Source organism: Cellulomonas cellasea, from assembly GCF_006538745.1.
Taxonomy (GTDB): domain Bacteria; phylum Actinomycetota; class Actinomycetes; order Actinomycetales; family Cellulomonadaceae; genus Cellulomonas_A; species Cellulomonas_A cellasea.
Window position 1 is genome coordinate 1 of the sequence record NZ_BJLR01000033.1, and the last position, 17,312, is coordinate 17,312.

At 76.3% G+C, this 17,312-nt stretch carries 12 protein-coding genes; 2 read left to right on the forward strand and 10 right to left on the reverse strand.

All coding sequences use genetic code 11. The features are described 5' to 3' along the window. Nucleotides 1-701: 701 nt before the first annotated feature. From CCE01nite_RS17115 to CCE01nite_RS17125, 3 genes are read right to left on the reverse strand one after another with little or no spacing between them, the layout of a single operon-like run. Nucleotides 702-1,646: a tetratricopeptide repeat protein gene (locus CCE01nite_RS17115; RefSeq protein WP_141372740.1), complete on the reverse strand. Its 945-nt coding sequence runs from the start codon at nt 1,644-1,646 to the stop codon at nt 702-704. A gap of 28 nt (nt 1,647-1,674) precedes the next feature. After that, nucleotides 1,675-2,673 carry a DUF8094 domain-containing protein gene (locus CCE01nite_RS17120; RefSeq protein ID WP_141372741.1) on the reverse strand — a complete coding sequence of 333 codons (999 nt, stop codon included), beginning with the start codon at nt 2,671-2,673 and terminating at the stop codon, nt 1,675-1,677. After that, entirely contained in the window at nt 2,670-4,670 is a 2,001-nt protein-coding gene (locus tag CCE01nite_RS17125) for a hypothetical protein (RefSeq protein ID WP_141372742.1), read from the reverse strand. Before CCE01nite_RS17125 ends, CCE01nite_RS17120 begins: the two co-directional genes overlap by 4 nt. A gap of 202 nt (nt 4,671-4,872) precedes the next feature. Between CCE01nite_RS17125 and CCE01nite_RS17130 the strand changes: the two genes are divergently transcribed. Beyond that, nucleotides 4,873-7,491 carry a coiled-coil domain-containing protein gene (locus tag CCE01nite_RS17130; RefSeq protein WP_246056671.1) on the forward strand — a complete coding sequence of 873 codons (2,619 nt, stop codon included), beginning with the start codon at nt 4,873-4,875 and terminating at the stop codon, nt 7,489-7,491. Nucleotides 7,492-7,510: 19 nt separating this feature from the next. After that, nucleotides 7,511-7,936, forward strand: coding sequence for a hypothetical protein (locus CCE01nite_RS17135; protein WP_141372743.1), 426 nt, complete (start codon nt 7,511-7,513; stop codon nt 7,934-7,936). 307 nt (nt 7,937-8,243) lie between these two features. Here the strand turns inward: CCE01nite_RS17135 and CCE01nite_RS17140 are convergent, their stop codons facing one another. The 7 genes from CCE01nite_RS17140 to CCE01nite_RS17170 form a co-directional block, all read right to left on the reverse strand. Further along, the gene (locus CCE01nite_RS17140) at nt 8,244-9,086 is read right to left on the reverse strand and encodes an alpha/beta fold hydrolase (protein WP_141372744.1); all 843 of its coding nucleotides are present in this window, start codon (nt 9,084-9,086) and stop codon (nt 8,244-8,246) included. Continuing rightward, the gene (locus CCE01nite_RS17145) at nt 9,083-9,877 is read right to left on the reverse strand and encodes an alpha/beta hydrolase (protein ID WP_034627929.1); all 795 of its coding nucleotides are present in this window, start codon (nt 9,875-9,877) and stop codon (nt 9,083-9,085) included. The genes CCE01nite_RS17140 and CCE01nite_RS17145 overlap by 4 nt, the downstream gene beginning before the upstream one ends. Nucleotides 9,878-9,908: 31 nt before the next feature. Further along, complete coding sequence (locus CCE01nite_RS17150) at nt 9,909-10,754, reverse strand: HAD family hydrolase (protein ID WP_034627931.1); 846 nt, start codon at nt 10,752-10,754, stop codon at nt 9,909-9,911. Nucleotides 10,755-10,763: 9 nt separating this feature from the next. After that, the gene (locus tag CCE01nite_RS17155) at nt 10,764-11,072 is read right to left on the reverse strand and encodes an Rv1322 family protein (protein ID WP_034627936.1); all 309 of its coding nucleotides are present in this window, start codon (nt 11,070-11,072) and stop codon (nt 10,764-10,766) included. 134 nt (nt 11,073-11,206) lie between these two features. Beyond that, nucleotides 11,207-12,658, reverse strand: coding sequence for a GH1 family beta-glucosidase (locus CCE01nite_RS17160; protein ID WP_034627942.1), 1,452 nt, complete (start codon nt 12,656-12,658; stop codon nt 11,207-11,209). Between the two features lie 181 nt (nt 12,659-12,839). Then, nucleotides 12,840-15,119: an alpha-xylosidase gene (yicI, locus tag CCE01nite_RS17165; RefSeq protein ID WP_034627945.1), complete on the reverse strand. Its 2,280-nt coding sequence runs from the start codon at nt 15,117-15,119 to the stop codon at nt 12,840-12,842. Further along, nucleotides 15,116-17,191, reverse strand: coding sequence for a beta-galactosidase (locus CCE01nite_RS17170; protein WP_034627947.1), 2,076 nt, complete (start codon nt 17,189-17,191; stop codon nt 15,116-15,118). Before CCE01nite_RS17170 ends, yicI begins: the two co-directional genes overlap by 4 nt. Between the last annotated feature and the right edge of the window lie 121 nt (nt 17,192-17,312).

The window sequence follows — 17,312 nt, forward strand, 5'->3', positions numbered from 1 at the left end:
CGTGCTTCCCTCGCCCCCGTCAACCCGCTCTTCCGAGCCGGTCGTCGGTGGGAGTTCCGCTCCGGGCACGTCCGATCAGGCGGTAGACCGCCGGGGACGAGCTCGGGGATGGCTGCCTCGGTGGGACCGACCACCAGGAGCGTTCCTGGTGTCCGTTCCTCCCTGCCGGGCGGCCTGACTGCTGAACCATACCGGAGCTTCTCGCTCTCCGTGACCACCCTCTCGGGCGGTCTGCGGGCCGGCCCGCTGGGCCGATCCGAGGAGAGAGACTAGCTCATCCCGAGCGCGTCTCGACCGGCGCCAGAAGCGCCTGGTTCGACTGCTCGGGGGTGGCCGCCTCGGTGGGACCAGCCACCAGGAGCGTTCCTGGTGTCCGTTCCTCCCTGCCGGGCGACGTCGAGAAACTTACGCAGCGGCCGGCGTGACGGTCAAGTCGCGCTCGGGTGACGGCCGTCACGTGCACCGCCGGCACCGTCGTCGCCCGCGGGTCGAGTCGTGCTCGGGACCGGGATACCTGCTGGCCGCCTCACGCACCGCCGTGCCGTCGGGTGGACCGCGACCGGCGCGGGACGCATGACGCCCGGCCCACCGGGGTGGTGGGCCGGGCGTCGTGTCGCTCGAGCGGACGCCGTCGTGCGGCGCGGGGCTCGGTCCGGGTACCGACGGGGCTCGGTACGGACCGGGTCCGTCGCGAGCGGGGCTCAGTACAGGGCGTTGGCGAGCGCGCGGCGGGCAGCGCCGACACGCGGGTCCTCCGCGCCCACGACCTCGAACAGCTCGACGAGGTGCAGGCGCACCCGCTCGCGCTCGGGCCCGGCGGTGACGCGCACGAGGTCGACGAGCCGGCCGAACGCGTCGTCGATCTTGCCGCCGAGGACGTCGAGGTCGGCGACGAGCAGCTGCGCCGCGACGTCGCGCGGGTCGTCGGCCGCGGCGCGCCGGGCGGCGTTGAGGTCGGCGTCGCGCGTGCGGGACAGCAGACCGACCTGGGCGAGGCCGGCGCGCGCCATCGCGTCCCGCGGGTTCTCGCGGAGCGCCTGGGAGTACGCCTCCTGCGCGGCGGGCAGGTCGTCGCGCTCGATCGCGTCGTACGCCGCCTGGTGCAACGGCGGGAGCGGCGGCTCCTCGGGCTCGTCCGGCACCACCACGGCGCCTCCGGGCACGGTGCCCGTCACACCGTTGGCCGCTGCGGCCGCGAGGACCTGGTCGATCACCCCGCGGACCTGCTCGATCGGGTAGGCGCCCTGGAACAGCGGGAGCGGCTGACCGGCGACGACCGCCACCGCCACCGGGAGCGACTGCGGCGACTGGACCCCGAAGGCCTGCGCGATCTGCGGGTTCGCCTCGCCGTCGATGCGGGCGAGCAGGAAGCGGCCGGCGTACTCGTAGGCGAGCGTCCCGAGGTCGGCGGCGAGCCCGACGCTGACCTGACTCCACGGCGCCCAGAGCAGGACGACCACCGGGTGGGTCGTCGAGTCCTGCACGAGCTGGCCGAACGAGGACTCGTCCACGTCGACAACGAACCCGCCCGCGGCCGGCGGTCCCCCCGGCGACCCCGGCGGCGGCGTGCTCGGCCGCGCGAGCGACGACAGGTCGATCGCCCCGCGCACGTCGAGTCGAGGCTGAGGTGCGGACGGCTGGCTCATCGTGAGGCTCTCCTGCTGGGTGGGCGGGCTACTGGCCGGCGACGGACGTGCGGGCGTGCTCCCCCGCGAGCAGCTGGACCTGCTTCGTCTCGGAGTCCGCCGGGGGGACGTAGAAGACGAGCACGTCGGCCCACGTGCTCACGAGGCTGCTCGTGACGCGCGGCTTCCCAGCGAGCGCCGCGGTGGTCGGGTCGAGGTCGATGCCGGGCTCGGCGATCGCGAGCGTCGTCGTGGTGTCGATCGCTCCCACGACGATGGCGCCGCCGTCGGCCGTCGCTAGCGCCACCGGGTTCTCCACCCGCGGGACGTAGGTCTCCGCGACGGTCCCCACCGGGGCTACCGCCGCCTGCATGTTCGCGCGCGCGGCCTCGATGGTCTGCCGGAAGAAGTCCTGCGGGTGCGTCGCGGCGTACGTGGACGCGTCGCCGTTGGCGAGCACGTCGGCGTACTGCGGGAGCACCGACCCGGGCTGCACGAGCAGCGCGGTCGAGTCCGGCGGGATCGTCGCGCTGCCGTACTGGGGTTCCGCCGTCGCGGGCATCTGGACGCCCGGGCCGAGCCGCGCCCAGCCCCAGAGCTTGTACGCCTCACGGGGGGAGTCCTGGCGCAGCACCAGGATGCGCGGGGCCTCGAGCGTCTCGGGCTGCTCCGTCACGACGAGCTGGGTCCGCGGCCACTCGGTCGTGTCCGGGACGATGGTCACCTGGGCCTCGGTCGGCAGCGCCGTCGGCAGCCGGGTCCCGCCGGTCGAGGTCGCGCGGGCGTACTCGAGGCGGCGCACGTCGAGCGCGGGGCCCGTGAGGCGCGCCGGGAGCCCGGTCGCGTCGAACGTCGCGTCCCCGGCGGCGAGCACGGCGCCGACGTCCTCGAGCACCCCGGTCGACTGCGCGACCGTGAGGGCCGGGGGTGCGACCGCCGGGACGGCCTCCGGCTGGGGCTCGGGCGGAGGGGTCGCGCACGCACCCAGCGCGAGCACGAGTCCGAGGGCGGCTGCCGCCGGCAGACCGCGGCGTGCACGTGCGCTCATCGCTGTCCCTCCCGGTTCGTCGGTCCGTCCTGGTCGTCCTCGGTCGGCTCGGGGATCCCCCAGGCCCGGCGCCAGGCGTCGGCGCGCGCAGCGGGCACCTCGGTCGGCGCGGCGTGGCTGCCGTGGTGCGGTGCAGCGCCGACGGGCCGGGACCGGTCCGCCTGCCCTGCGGCGCCGCGGGGAGCGGCGACGCCCGCGCGGGGGCCCGCGCCCGAGGTCGACGGCTGGGCCGGGCCCTGCGCAGGGCCTCGCGTCGGGACCGGCTGGGCGGGCCCGGGGCCGGCCGCCGCGGGGCGGGCGCGCGGCGCGTCCTGTGGGCGTGCACCGGGCGGCTGGGTCGGGCCCGACGGCAGCCACGAGGCGCGCGGACCGGTCGGTGAGGCGTCGGGGTGCGACGGGCGCCCGGGGGGCCCGGGCAGGCGCGCCGGACCCGTGGGCTGACCCGGTCCCGCGCCGGGTGCGGTGCCGGGCGCGGTTCCGGGACGCACGGGCGCCGACGGCGTCCAGCCCGGCGGCGGACCGGCAGGCCGGTCCGGGCGACCGGCCTGCGCCGGGGCGGAGGGCGCGGAGGGACCGGACGCGGCGGGGCGTCCGGCGGCTGCGGGCGCTGCCGGTGCCCCGGCGGCCCCGGGGCCGGTGGACGGACGTCCGGGTGGCGGCGTGGGCACCGCGGGGGCAGGTCCCGCAGCGCGGCGCCCGAGCTGCGCGGCCCACGCGGGACCCCGCGGCGCGTCGCCGTCGGCCGGCCGGGCAGGGCCGGGTGCGCCCGACGGGCGGTCGGCCGGAGCCGGGCCCGGGGCGGGCTGCGGGGGTCCGGCGGGACGCGCCGCACCGGGTCGGGGGGCGTCCGGCGACGGGCTCGCAGCCGCGCCGGGGACCGCGCGGCCCCACGGGGGACGCGCACCCTCCGACGGCTCGGCGGGTCGGGCCGCGGAGGGCACGGCGGCAGCGGCGGCGGCCCAGCGCGGGACCGGGGCGTCTGCGGGGGCAGGTGCAGGTGCGGCCGGCTCGGCGGGCGTCGTGCCGCGCGCGACCCGGGCCGGCGCCTCGGCGGGCAGCGCCTGCTGCTCGCCGGTCGCCGCACGGCCCGCTCGCTCGCGACGTCGGGACCGGGTCTCGCCCGTCAGCCCGGCGTCGCGCAGCTGCCGGCGCGTGAGCACGACGGTCTCGCCCGCGTCGGTGCCGGCGGCGGGTGTCGCCGCGCCCGCGCCGACGACGACCGGGACGGGCCCGGTGCCGACCGGGTGCCAGTCGGCCGCGCCCTCGCCGCGGCGCGACCGCACCCAGAGCCGGGCCGCGAGCGCGAGACCCGCGAGCAGGAGGAGCGCGCCGACGGCGACGCACGGCCACAGCCAGGGGGTCGTGACGGTCTGCGGCCAGCTCAGCTCGACGACCGGTGCCGAGTCGCCGAGGCTCGCGGCGACGAGGCTCCAGCGGCCGGGCTGGGCGGTCCACGTCAGGGTCGCGCTCCCGGTCCCGGTCTGCTCGACGACCCACAGGTCGGAGCCCGTCGGGTCGGGGACCGTGGGGGCGGTCTCCTCGGCGGCCGGTGCGGCGGGGTCGGCGGCCGGGTCCGCGGGTGCGGCGGGGTCCACGGGCGCGGCGGGGTCCACGGGCGCGGCGGGGTCGGCCGGTGCGGACGCCTCGGGGGCCGGTGCGGCCTCGCCCTCGACCTCGGTCGTGCGCAGCTCGTGCCAGCCGGACAGGCCCGTCACGCGGACGTGCGGGTCTGCCCCGACCCACGCGGTGACGTCGGTGTCGCGCCCGACGGCGAGCACGACCGGGGAGTCGTCCGCGGCGGTGACGCGCACGGTGACCGGGTTGCCGGCCATCTCGAGCACGCCGGCGTCGGTGACGACGATCCGGGTGTCGTCCGGCGTCCGGGCGTCGGCGACGAGCACGTCGTCGGCGCGCCAGGCGGTCGCGGAGGCGACGCCGAGCCCGCCGACCACGAGGCCGAGCACGCCGAGAACGGCGGCGATGAGTCTCTGGAGCACGCGGGGTCCTCTCGAACGTGACGACCCAGGATAGGCGGAACCCTCGGCCGGGGCAGAACGGGCAGGTCTGCGACATGCTGGTCAGGGCGCGGTCCGGCCCTCTCACGAGGACCGATATCCTGCCCGAGGACTACCGGCCGACTTGCCCCGCGCCTCGATCGAGGCGCCCGCGGACCGGCGCCGACGCGCCCAGGAGGATCCCGTGCCAGAGGACCGTTCGCCCTTCCCCGTCGTGAACTTCCGCGGGTACGACCGAGGACCCGTCGACGCGCGGATCAAGGCGCTCGAGCATGCTCTGAGCGAGGCGCGCGACCAGGTCGAGCAGCTCGACGGCCGGGCGATGCAGATGGCCGGCGAGCTGTCCGAGGCGCAGCGGCACCTGCGGGAGGCCGAGCGTCCGACGTACTCCGGCCTCGGCTCGCGCATCGAGCAGCTGCTGCGCTCGGCCGAGGAGCAGTCGTCCGACGTCGTGCAGCAGGCGAACGCGCAGGCGTCCGACGCCCTGGCGCGCGCCAAGCTCGCGGCCGGGCAGCTCCGCTCGCGCGCCGAGAACGAGGTCGGCGAGATGCTGGCGACGGCCCGGCGCGAGGCCGAGGAGCTGCGCACGACCGCGAGCACCGAGGCGGAGAGCACGGTCCTGGCCGCGCAGCGCCGCGCCGAGGAGCTCCTGGGGTCCGCCGAGCGCGAGGCCGCCCGGATCCACAGCGCGCTCAACACCGAGGAGAGCGAGCGCCGGACGTCGCTCGAGCGGGAGCTCGGGACCCTCCGGGCGACGGTCGAGCGCGAGGCGACCGAGCTGCGCATCTCGACCGAGCGCGCCGCGAGCGAGCTGAGGTCGACGACGCAGGCCGAGACGACCGCCCAGCGCGAGGAGGCGGAGCGCTACGAGCAGGACCTGCGCCAGCGCGCCGACGCGGAGACCACCGCGCTGCGCCAGCGGGTCGAGGGCGAGCTCGCCGCGCTGCGCGCCGAGGCCGAGCGGTACGCCGCGATGCAGCGCTCGGTCGTCGCGACCGAGGTCGCCGAGGCACGGCAGCAGATCGCGGCGGAGTCGACGTCGCTGCGTGCCGAGGCGCAGGAGTACGCGGACGGCGTGCGCGCGCGTGCCGAGCGCGAGGCCGCGGCGCTCGAGCACCAGGTCGCCGCCGAGGTCGCCGGGCTGCGCGGCGAGGCGGAGCAGTACGCCGGGTCGGTGCGCGCGAGCGCCGAGCGCGAGACGGGCGAGCTGCGGGCCGCCGTCGGCGACGAGATCGCCGCCCTGCGGGCCGAGGCCGAGCAGTCCATCTCGGCGCTGCGCCTCGAGGCCGAGCACTACGCCGCCGAGATCCGTGCGCAGGCCGAGCGCGAGACGACCGAGCTGCGCGAGCGCACGGTGCACGAGACGGTCCACCTGCGGTCCTCGGTCGAGCGGGAGACCGACGAGCTGCGCGACACCACGGCCCGCGAGACGACCGAGCTGCGCGACCGCACCGAGCGCGAGCTCGCCGAGCAGCGGGAGGCCACCCGCGTCGAGGTCGAGCGGGTCCTCACCGACGCGCGCCGAACCGCCGCGGAGATCGCCGCGGCCGCGCGGGCCCAGGCGGAGGAGCTCCTGCAGCGTGCCGAGCAGGCCCTCGCGGACGCCGAGCTGTCGATCGCGTCCCGGCACGAGGAGGCCGAGCGCGCGGACGCCGAGCGGCACGAGACGGCGCGCGCCGAGACCGAGCGGCTGGTCCGGGACGCCGAGGCGCACGCCGCCGACGCCGAGGTGCGCGTCGCGCAGGCGCTCGAGCAGGCCGAGAAGGTCCGCGTCGACTCCGAGGCGCACGCCAAGGAGCTGCTCTCGCAGGCGCGGCGCACCGCGGACCGCGTCGTCGCCGAGGCGCGCGAGTACGCCGAGAAGTCGCTGTCGGACGCGCTGACGGAGTCCGAGCGCGAGCGCACGACGGCGCAGCGCCAGGTCGAGGAGCTGAACCGGCAGCGCGAGTCCATCACGTCGTACCTCGACGAGCTGCGCAACCTGCTGGGCAACGACCCCGTGCCGAGCCGCACGACGCTCGAGCGCGCCGAGCAGGCCGAGGCGCGGCTCGCGTCCGCGCCGTCCGTGCCCGCAACGCCGTCCACCGCGGCTGCGTCGTCCGCGTCCCCCGCGTCGGCCACGCCCACCGAGCCGGTCGAGAGCAGCGAGCCCGAGCCCGCCCCGCGTGCACCGGCGCGTCCGGCGAACCGCCCCCAGGGCCGGCCCGCGGGCAAGCGCCCCTCCCCCGTGTCGGCGGCCGGACGGGCCCGCGCGGCAGCGATCTCCGCGGTCTCCGACACGGGTGCCGACGAGGGCGAGCCGGCGGCGCCCGGCGACGTCGACGTCTCCGGGCGCTCGAGCACGCCCGCCGCCGCGTCGGGCGAGGCCGACAGACCCACCCGACCGGACAGCGCCGCGCCGCACGTGGGCTCGACTGGCTCGGCGGACGACGCCGCGGGCGAGGCGGGCGCGCACGACGCGGCGACGGCCGACACCGCGACGGAGGACCGCGCCGAGGGCGCCGACGCGCCCGGGACGACGACCGCCACGCCCGACGACGTGCGGGACGACGTCCGGTCCGGCGTCGACGGGGGCACGAGCACGCCCGCCGACGACGCCGATGAGGCGCCCACGGCACCTGACGGCGACGCGGGCACGGAGTCGGCCTCGGGGTCGGACACCGACGAGGACACCTCGGCCGAGCACGACGAGCGGAGCAGCGGCACCACTGAGGACGACGCGGCGGCCGGGTCGGCGGAGCGCTCCTCGACGGGCGGCGACGCCCGCTCGTCGACCCCCCGCCCCTCGAAGTCGCGTCGATGAGCCGCCGGCGGGCACGCGAGTGAGCGCGGGCCCAGGCGCAGGCGACGACTGGCGCACGCAGCGCCGGGAGGCCGCCGCCGTGCACGCCGAGGCGCTCGAACGGCGACGGCTCGCCGAGTCCACGCGGGCGCGCGCGCTCCTCGCAGAGTTCGTCGAGACCGCGCGCGCTCGCGACGTCCCGCCGGTGCCGCTGCGGGCGCACAGCTACGACGGGCGGCACCGGTACCGGACGCCGCACGAGGGCTGGTACCTGCGCCGGGACGAGAAGGTCGCGGTCGGCACCGACGGCGAGTACTACGTCCTCGGGGTCCCGACGAGCCTGCGCGCGCTGCTGCGCGGGACGACGCTCGTGCCGCAGGACCCGCCGCTCGTCATCGGCGCGGGTGGCAAGGACGGGGAGTCGCTCGACCTGCCGGACGCCCTGGCCCGCGCGCTGCAGCGCTGACGGTCGCCTGACCCAGGCGCCCCGGCGGACGTCGGGTGCCCGCCACCGGCCCGCCCGGGCGACCCCCGGTCACCCGACCGCGACCACGCATCGGACGACCGCGGCGACCCGACACCCGCACGCCCGGACGGCCGCGGGCAGGGACATCGCACGCGCCGCAGGTCCGTCCGCGGCGCTCGCCCAGCGCTCCGGCGTCTCGATACCCGCGGCGGCGGGTCAGCGCTCCGGCGTCCGCCCGCGCTCCGGCGTCCGGTCGACCGCGGTCGTCCGGACGCCGCTCCGGCGTCCCGACGACCGCGGCGGCGGGTCACCGCTCGGCGGCGGCGTCCGCCCGGCGTGCGAGGCGCTCGAGCGCCTCGGCGACGAGCGCGGGCTGCTCGACCGCGCTCAGGTGCCCCGCGCCCGGCACGACGACGAGCTCGGCGTGCGGCGCCGCGGCGCGCAGCCGCTCGGCGTCCGCGAGCGGCGTGACGGTGTCCTCGTCGCCGACGAGCACGAGCACCGGGCCGGCGAAGGCCGCCAGCGCGGCGCCGCGCTCGGGACGGGCCGCCATCGCCCGCTGCGACCACGCGACGCCGGCGGGCGGCTGCTCCCCCACCCACGTGGCGACGCGGTCGACGACGTCGGGGCGGCCGGCGAGCGTCGTCGCGCCGAGCACCGCGCGCGCCATCGGGCGCACCTCGTCGACCGTCGAGGACGCCTCGACCGCCGCGGCGACCCGGAGCCGGTTCGCGCGCGCCTCGTCGGGGTCCGCGGTCGCGCGGGTGTCGAGCAGCCCCAGCCCCGCGACGAGCCCGGGGTGCCGCTCGACGAGCGCGAGCGCGACGTAGCCGCCCATCGACAGCCCTGCCACGACGGCCCGGGCGACGCCGACCTCGGACAGCGACGCCGCGACGGCGTCCGCCACGGCCTCGAGCGACGGCTCAGCGGGCGTGAGCCCGGCCGCGGCGCCGTGACCCGGCAAGTCGAGCGCGAGCACCGGGCGGTCGGCCGGGAGCGCCGCGGCGACCTCGTCCCACATCCGGGCGTCGAACGGGAAGGCGTGCAGGAGCACGACGGGCAGCGCGGCGTGGTGGTGCGCGCGCCCGGTGCCGTCGGCGTACGTGCGCACCGGCAGCACCAGGTCGGCGGGGTCGGGCGCGGTGCTCATGCGGTCTCCTGCCTCTCGGCGGTCGTGCTCTCGCCGCGCCACGTGGTGGGCAGCGGGACGGGGACGTCGGGCAGCACGTGGCCCACGATCTCGTCGAGCACGCGGCGGACCGCCGGCTCGCCGACCCACAGGTGCTTCGCGCCGTCGACCCTGATGACCTCGGCGTGCCGGACGCGCGCGAACCGCTGCCGGGCCTCGGGCGGGCGCAGGTAGTCGTCGAGCTCGGGGACGAGCACGACGAGGGGCTTGCCGAACGCGTCCCACGCGTCGAGGTCCGCGTCCGTCGCGCGGTGCAGCGGCGGGGACAGCAGGATCGCGCCCTCGATCGAGGGGTCGCGGCCGTGCATGAGGGCGAGCTCGGTGCCGAAGGACCATCCGACGAGCCAGCGCCGCGGCAGGTCGTGGAACTCGGCGTGCTCGATCGCGGCGTGCACGTCGAACTGCTCGCCGGCACCCCCGTCGAACGCGCCCTGGCTCGTGCCGCGCGGGCTGGTCGTGCCGCGCGTGTTGAACCGCAGGACCGCGAGCCCGGCGAGCGCGGGCAGCCGCCAGGACGCCTTGCGCAGCACGTGCGAGTCCATGTAGCCGCCGTGCGTCGGCAGCGGGTGCAGCGTCACGAGGGTCGCGGCCGGCGTGAGCGGGCTGCCGTCGTCGGCGGCCGGACGGGCGAGCTCGCCGACGAGCGTGAGCCCGTCGGCCGTGTGCAGCTCGATGTCCTCGCGGTGCGCCGGCAGGACGGTCAGCGCGCGGATCGGAGTCGGTTCGCCGGTGCCGGCGTCGTCGGTGCTCATCGCCCCCGAGACTAGCCGCGCGCGCCGGGCGTCAGCGCGCCGAGGCGGCCTGCCCGCGACCCTCGTCGAGCAGCCCGAGCGCGCCCTCGAGCTGCTCGGCGACGCCGTCGTCGTCGTTGGTCGCGCACCGGCGGTCGGCCGCCCCCGCGACGTCGGGGTGCGCGTTCCCGACCGCGAAGGACACGCCCGCCCACGCGAGCATCGGCAGGTCGTTCGGGGCGTCGCCGAACGCCCACACGTCGTCCGGCCCGAGCCCGCGCTGCTCGGCCCACGTCGCGAGCGTCGAGGCCTTCGTCACGCCGGGCCCGGTCACCTCGGCGAGCCCGACCGCGCCCGAGTCGGCGAGCACGGCGTCGGGCCCGAGCACCGCGGCCACGTCGCGCAGGAACGCCCCGGGGTCCCCGCCGGGGCGGCGGGCGAGGAGCTTGTAGGTCGCGTCGTCGAGCGCGGCCTCGAGCCGGTCGACGACCGGGGCGCCGACCGGGAGCGGGTGGGGGCCGACGAACCCCTGCTCGGCCAGGATGCCCGCGCGGCGCTCGACCGCGAACCGGGTGCCGGGGAGCCGGTCCCGCACGCGCGCGACGAGCGTCGAGACCACCCCGCGGTCCATCGCGCGCTCCGCGAGCACGACGTCCGCCCGCACGTCGACCACCGCCGCGCCGTTCGCGCAGATGGCGACGCCGTGGCGGCCGACGACGTCGCGCACGTCGTGCAGCCAGCGCGGCGGCCGGGCGGTGACGAACACGACCTCGATGCCGGCGCGCTCGGCGGCGAGCAGCGCGGCGCGGGTGCGCGGCGAGACGGTGCCGTCGCTGCGCAGGAGCGTGCCGTCGAGGTCGGTCGCGACGAGGCGGGGGGCCCGCAGGTGGGACGGCATGGGCCGAGGCTAACGAGCCGGGCGGCGGCGGGTGCGCGCCGACCAGCACGCGGAGTGCCAGTGCCGGCGGTCCGCGAGCGCGGCGTCCGCGCCGAACAAATGGTCGCTCGGCCACGCGACGACGTGCGCGACGCCCGGTCCGACGAGCTGGTCGCAGCCGGGGCAGCGGTAGCTGCGCTCCGAGGCGCCGACGCGCTGCACCGTCCACTCGCCGTCGGGGCCGGACTCGGTCGACCGTCCGCCGCGCACGCGGTCGAGGTCGAGCGGCTCGACGGGCGCGCCGTACGGGCGCTTCGTCGAGCGTCGTCCCTTCGGCACGGACCCATTCTCTCGTAGCGGACTCGCCCCTCGCGCGCTCGGTGGGGTGCCGGACGACGAACGCGCACCGGGCCGTGGCGGTCCGGTGCGCGTTCGTCGGTGCCGGGGGTTCGTCGGGCGACCGCCCTCGGCGGTCAGGTCAGGTCGGCCGCGGACTCGATCGTCGGGATCGTGTTCGTGCGGACGAGCTCGGCGTACCAGTACGACGAGTCCTTGCGGGTGCGCACGAGCGTGTCGTAGTCGACGTGCACGATGCCGAAGCGGCGGTCGTAGCCGTACGCCCACTCGAAGTTGTCCATGAGCGACCACACGAAGTAGCCGCGCACGTCCACGCCCTTGTCGATCGCGTCGCCGACGGCGTCGATGTGGTCGTGCAGGTAGGTCACGCGGTCGACGTCGTGGACGCGGCCGTCCTCGGCGACGGTGTCGTAGAACGCGGCGCCGTTCTCGGTGACCGCGAGCGGCACCTCGGGGTAGCGCGTGTGCACGTCGACGAGGAGCTCGGTCAGGCCCTCGGGCTCGATGTTCCAGCCCATCGCCGTGTACGGGCCGGGCTGCGGGAGCCACTCGACGTCGTCGGCGGCCGGCCACGCGCTCACGGGCGAGGACTTGTGGCCGTCGGGGCCGGGCGTGCCGTCGCCGGGGACGTACTCGCCCTCGCGCTTCTTCACGAGGCCCGTCGAGTAGTAGTTGATGCCGAGGACGCTGAGCGGGACCTGGCAGAGCTCGGCGTCGCCGTCGTGCACGAACGACCAGTCGGTGACCGAGGCCGTGTCCGCGAGGAGCTCCTCGGGGTAGCGGCCCTCGAGCACGGGCTGCAGGAAGATCTCGTTCGCGAGGTTGTCGATGCGGCGCTTGGCGTCGACGTCCTCGGGCGCGGTGCTCGCGGCGCGCGTCACGTGCAGGTTGAGCGTGATCGACAGCTTCGCGTCGGGCAGGACCTCGCGGATCGCGCGGCCACCGAGGCCGTGCGCGAGGTTGAGGTGGTGCGCCGCGGCGAGCGAGTCCGCGTGGCTGTTGCGGCCCGGGGCGTGCACGCCGGACGCGTAGCCGAGGTAGGCCGAGCACCACGGCTCGTTGAACGTGGTCCAGATCTCGACGCGGTCCCCGAGCACCTCGGCGACCTTGCGCGCGTAGTCCGCGAACCGGTACGCCGTGTCGCGGTTGGGCCAGCCGCCCGCGTCCTCGAGCGGCTGCGGGAGGTCCCAGTGGTAGAGCGTGACCACGGGGGCGATGTCGGCGCCGCGCAGCTGGTCGACGAGCCGGGAGTAGAAGTCGAGGCCCTTCGGGTTGAACGCGCCCGAGCCGGTCGGCTGCACGCGCGGCCACGCGATCGAGAACCGGTACGCGTGCAGGCCGAGGTCCTTCATGAGGGCGACGTCCTCGTCGACCCGGTGGTAGTGGTCGGCCGCGACGGCGCCCGTGTCCCCGTTGAGGGTCTTGCCGGGCGTGCCGGAGAACGTGTCCCAGATCGACGGCCCGCGGCCGTCCTCGGTCACGGCGCCCTCGATCTGGTAGGACGCCGTGGCGCTCCCCCAGAGGAAGTCGGCGGGGAACGTGCGACCGGAGGCGCGCGAGCTCGTCATCGGGAGTCCTTCGGGGTGAGGGGTACCTGCGGTGCAGGTCGTGCGGTGGTGGTGGGGCCGGCGGCGGCGCTGGTGAGGCGCTCGCGCGGCCCGGACACGTATCGAATCGATACGATACACGGAGCGCACCCCGCCGAGAACGCCTCGACGGGGTGAGTCTCCGGGCGGCCGCGGATGCGGCTCAGACCTCCAGGTCGACGCGCGTCGCCCCGGCGGCCGCCGCGACGGGCTCGCGACCGGCCAGCTGGACGGACCACGGCGCCCTCGTGCCCGCCGCCTCGACGTGCACGCCCGACCCGTCCCGCGTCACCGTGAACGTCGCACCCGGTGCGCCGTCCGGCCCGGGGACGTGCGTGACCGAGCGGTGCCCGTCCGGGATCTCGAAGAGCCGCAGCGTGACGCCGTCGGCGTAGTCGTAGTCGGGGCGGTCCGTGCGCGCACCGACCGGGAGCACCGTCCCGGGACGCACGAGCAGCGGGAGCGAGTCGTACCCGTGCCGCTCGCGCACCCAGCGTGGGCCGGTGACGGTCTCGCCGGTCAGCAGGTGCGTCCACGTCCCCTCGGGGACGTACACCTCGACGTCGCCCTCGGCGTTGAACACCGGGGCCACGAGCAGGCTGTCGCCGAGCATGTATTGCGTGTCGACGGTCGCAGCGCCCCGGTCGTCCGGGAACTCGAGCACCATCGGGCGCATCACCGGCACGCCCTCCTCGTGCGCCTGGGCGCCGATGCGGGCGAGGTACGGCATGAGCGAGAGCTTGAGGCGCGTGAAGTGGCGCGTCACGTCGACGGCCTCGTCGTCGAACGCCCACGGCACGCGGTAGGAGTCCGACCCGTGCAGGCGGCTGTGCGAGGACAGCAGGCCGAACGCGAGCCAGCGCTTGAAGACCGCGGCGTCCGGGATCCCCTCGAAGCCCCCGATGTCGTGGCTCCAGAAGCCGAAGCCCGAGAGCGCGAGCGAGAGACCGCCGCGCAGCGACTCGGCCATCGAGACGAACGTCGACTCGCAGTCCCCGCCCCAGTGCACCGGGAACTGCTGCCCGCCGACGGTCGCGGACCGCGCGAACAGCACGGCCTCGCCCTCGCCCTTCTCCTCCTCGAGGAGCTCGAAGACGGCCTTGTTGTACAGGTGCGTGTAGTAGTTGTGCATGCCCTGCGGGTCGGACCCGTCGTGCCAGACGACGTCCGTGGGGATGCGCTCGCCGAAGTCGGTCTTGAACGCGTCGACGCCCTGGTCGAGCAGGACGCGCAGCTTGCTCTGGTACCAGGCTGTCGCCTCGGGGTTCGTGAAGTCGACGAGCGCCATGCCGGCCTGCCACAGGTTCCACTGCCACACCGACCCGTCCGGGTTCTTCACGAGGTAGCCGCGCTCGCGGCCCTCCGCGAACAGCTCCGAGCGCTGGGCGATGTACGGGTTGATCCAGACGCAGATCTTCAGGCCCTTGGCCTTGAGGCGCGCGAGCATCGCCTCCGGGTCCGGGAACGTCGCCGGGTCCCACACGAAGTCGCACCAGTGGAACTGGCGCATCCAGAAGCAGTCGAAGTGGAACACCGAGAGCGGCAGCTCGCGCTCGGCCATCCCGTCGATGAAGCTCGTGACCGTCTTCTCGTCGTAGTCGGTCGTGAACGACGTCGACAGCCACAGCCCGTAGGACCACTCGGGCACGCGCGCGGGACGGCCCGTGAGCGCGGTGAGCTTGCGCAGCACGTCCTTGGGCGTCGGGCCGTAGATGACGTAGTAGCGCAGAGACTGGCCCTCGACGCTGAACTGCGCGCGCGAGACGACCTCGGTGCCGACCTCGAACGAGACGCGCTCGGGCTGGTCGACGAGCACGCCGTAGCCCGCGTCCGTGAGGTAGAACGGCACGTTCTTGTACGCCTGGTCGCTCGCGGTGCCGCCGTCGGCGTTCCAGATGTCGACGGTCTGGCCGTTCTTCACGAGCGCGCCGAAGCGCTCGCCGAGGCCGTACACGTGCTCCCCCACCCCGAGCGCGAGCTGCTCGCGCACGAAGTGCCGGCCCTCGGCGTCGGTGATGACGCCGATGCTGCGCGGCGTCGACGCGGTCAGGGTGCGGCCGCCCGCGAGGAAGTCGAACCCCCACTCGCCCTCGGTCGCGACGCGCACGGTGAGCGCCCCCGACCGGAGCGTCGCGACCGGCTCGCCCGTGAGCTCCGGGCCGGCGACCTTGACGTCGGCGACGGAGCGCGCGAGCTCGAACTCGGGACCGCGGTTCAGCCCGCCCTGGAAGTGCGTGATTGTCACGCCGACCACGTCGTCCATCGGCGAGTCGAACGCCACCGTGATGAGCGGGCGGTTGAGCGTGTCGCCGCGCTTCTCGAGGGGCCCGGTCGCGGCGTAGACGGTGAGGCTCTCGTCGCCGGTGACGACGTCGTCGACCGCCTGCGGGCGCAGGATCGTGACCCCGGGCAGGACCTGCCAGTAGCCGTCGGTGAACTTCATGAGGTCCTCTCGATCAGGGCGACGGCGTCCTCGGCTTCGAGGTGGACCGTGCCCGTGGTGTCGGTTCCGGAGAGCAGGTCGTGGTGGGTGCCCGCGAGCGCGAGCTCGTGGGCGACGGTCGAGGTGTTGAGCAGGACGAGGACGTCGCCGCGGCGCACGGCCTCGACGCCCTCGGGCAGCGGGCCGCCACCGGGGACGACGCCCTCGACGCCGGCGGCACGGGCCGCCCGGGCGAGCACGTCGTCGAGCACCGCGCGGGGCGGGACGGTCGCGACGTACGAGGTCTCGCCGCTGCGGGCGGTGCCCGACGGGCCGGTGGCGCTCGCGACCGGCGAGGAGCCGGCGGCCCGGTGCCGGACGACCGCGGGGCACCCGTCGAGGTCGGCTCCCGCGAACGTCGCGACCGCCTCGCCGCCGTCGAGCCGCAGCCGCTCGCCCCACACGGTCCCGGTGAAGTCGCCGAGCTCGGCGGACGTCACGCGCACGCCGTCGTCGGGCAGCGGGCAGAACTCCTCGCCCGAGGCGCCGACGAGGTCGGCGAACGGCACGGGGAAGCGCCCGGTCCGCACGTGCCCGTCGCGGTCGGCGACGCCCGAGAACGGCCCGAGCACGAGCACCCCGCCGCGCTCGACGACCCCGCGCAGGTTGCGCGCGTCGTCCTCGTCGACGAGGTACAGCTGCGGCGCGACCACGAGGTCGTAGCCGGCGAGGTCGCCGCCCGGGTGCACGACGTCGACCGCGACCCCGGCGCGCCACAGCGCCCGGTAGTACGCGAGCACCTGGGGCAGCACCCGCAGCCGGTCGCTCGGCTGCGCGCGCTCCTCGGCGGCCCACCAGCTCGACCAGTCGAAGACGAGCGCGGTGCGCGCCTCGACCCGGGTCCCCGCGAGGCGGGCCAGCGACCGCAGCTCGGCGCCGTGCGCGCGGACCGCGCGGTGCAGCCGGGTGTCGGGGCCGGCGTGCGGCACGAGCGCCGAGTGGAACCGCTCCGCGCCGAACGTCGAGGCGCGCCACTGGAAGTAGCAGGAGCCGTCGGCCCCGCGGGCGACCGCACGCAGCGAGTCGAGCCGGGCCTGCCGCGGCGACTTCGGGACGTTGTGCGGCCGCCAGTTGACCGCGCTCACGGCCTGCTCCATGAGCAGCCACGGCTCGCCGCCGCGCAGCGAGCGCATGAGGTCGTGGCTCAGCGACTGCAGCACGCGCGACTCGGGGTCCGCGGGGTCGCCGTAGGTGTCGTCGGCGACCACGTCGACCTCGGGCGCCCAGCGCCAGTAGTCGGTCGCGTGGTGGAAGCCCATGAAGTTCGTCGTGACGGGGGTCTGCGGCGCGTGCGCACGCACGAGGTCGCGCTGCTCGACGTACAGGGCGAGGAGCTGGTCGGACGCGAAGCGCCGGTGGTCGAGCACCTGCGTCGGGTTGATCAGGTACGGCGCGGCGCGCGGCGGGACGACCTCGGACCAGTCGTCGTAGCGCTGGCTCCAGAACGTCGTGCCCCACGCCCGGTTGAGCTCGTCGACCGTGCCGTGGCGCCGCTCGAGCCAGGTCCGGAACCCCGCGGCGCACAGGTCGCACGAGCAGACCTGCCCGTACTCGTTGCCGACGTGCCACATCCGCACGGCCGGGTGCGCGGCGTACCGCTCGACCAGGACGCGGGCGATGTCGAGCGCGCGCTCGCGGTACACGGGCGAGGACGGGCAGAAGTGGTTGCGGGACCCGTGGCTGAGCCGCACCCCGTCGGGCGTGACGGCGCGGGTCTCGGGCCAGCGCAGGCCGAGCCACGGGGGCGGCGACGCGGTGGGCGTCGCGAGGTCGACCGCGATCCCGCCGGCGTGCAGCAGGTCGAGGACGTCGTCGAGCCACCCCAGATCGTGCTCGCCGGGGCGGGGCTCGAGGGTCGCCCAGCTGAACACGCCGACCGTCACGAGGTTGACGCCGGCGGCCTGCATGAGCGCGACGTCCTCGTCCCAGACGTGGCGCGGCCACTGCTCCGGGTTGTAGTCGCCGCCGTACAGCAGGCCCAGCTCGCCCGTGAGGGCGGCGAGGCCGGGCCGGGGCGGCGTCGGGCTGCTCACGCGGGGAACCTCCGGTCGTGGTGGGGAGAAAGGGACGACGTCGTGCGCACGATCCTGCACGAATAGCGATCGTCGAAGCGGTTCAACACCGTAGCCGCGCGCTCGCGCGCCTGTCCAGGGA

What these genes read in the sequence shown, in the direction of transcription:
- yicI (WP_034627945.1), bottom strand. Translation starts at nt 15,119, where the DNA reads ATGAAGTTCACCGACGGCTACTGGCAGGTCCTGCCCGGGGTCACGATC.
- CCE01nite_RS17160 (WP_034627942.1), bottom strand. Translation starts at nt 12,658, where the DNA reads ATGACGAGCTCGCGCGCCTCCGGTCGCACGTTCCCCGCCGACTTCCTC.
- CCE01nite_RS17115 (WP_141372740.1), bottom strand. Translation starts at nt 1,646, where the DNA reads ATGAGCCAGCCGTCCGCACCTCAGCCTCGACTCGACGTGCGCGGGGCG.
- CCE01nite_RS17145 (WP_034627929.1), bottom strand. Translation starts at nt 9,877, where the DNA reads ATGAGCACCGACGACGCCGGCACCGGCGAACCGACTCCGATCCGCGCG.
- CCE01nite_RS17140 (WP_141372744.1), bottom strand. Translation starts at nt 9,086, where the DNA reads ATGAGCACCGCGCCCGACCCCGCCGACCTGGTGCTGCCGGTGCGCACG.
- CCE01nite_RS17150 (WP_034627931.1), bottom strand. Translation starts at nt 10,754, where the DNA reads ATGCCGTCCCACCTGCGGGCCCCCCGCCTCGTCGCGACCGACCTCGAC.
- CCE01nite_RS17120 (WP_141372741.1), bottom strand. Translation starts at nt 2,673, where the DNA reads ATGAGCGCACGTGCACGCCGCGGTCTGCCGGCGGCAGCCGCCCTCGGA.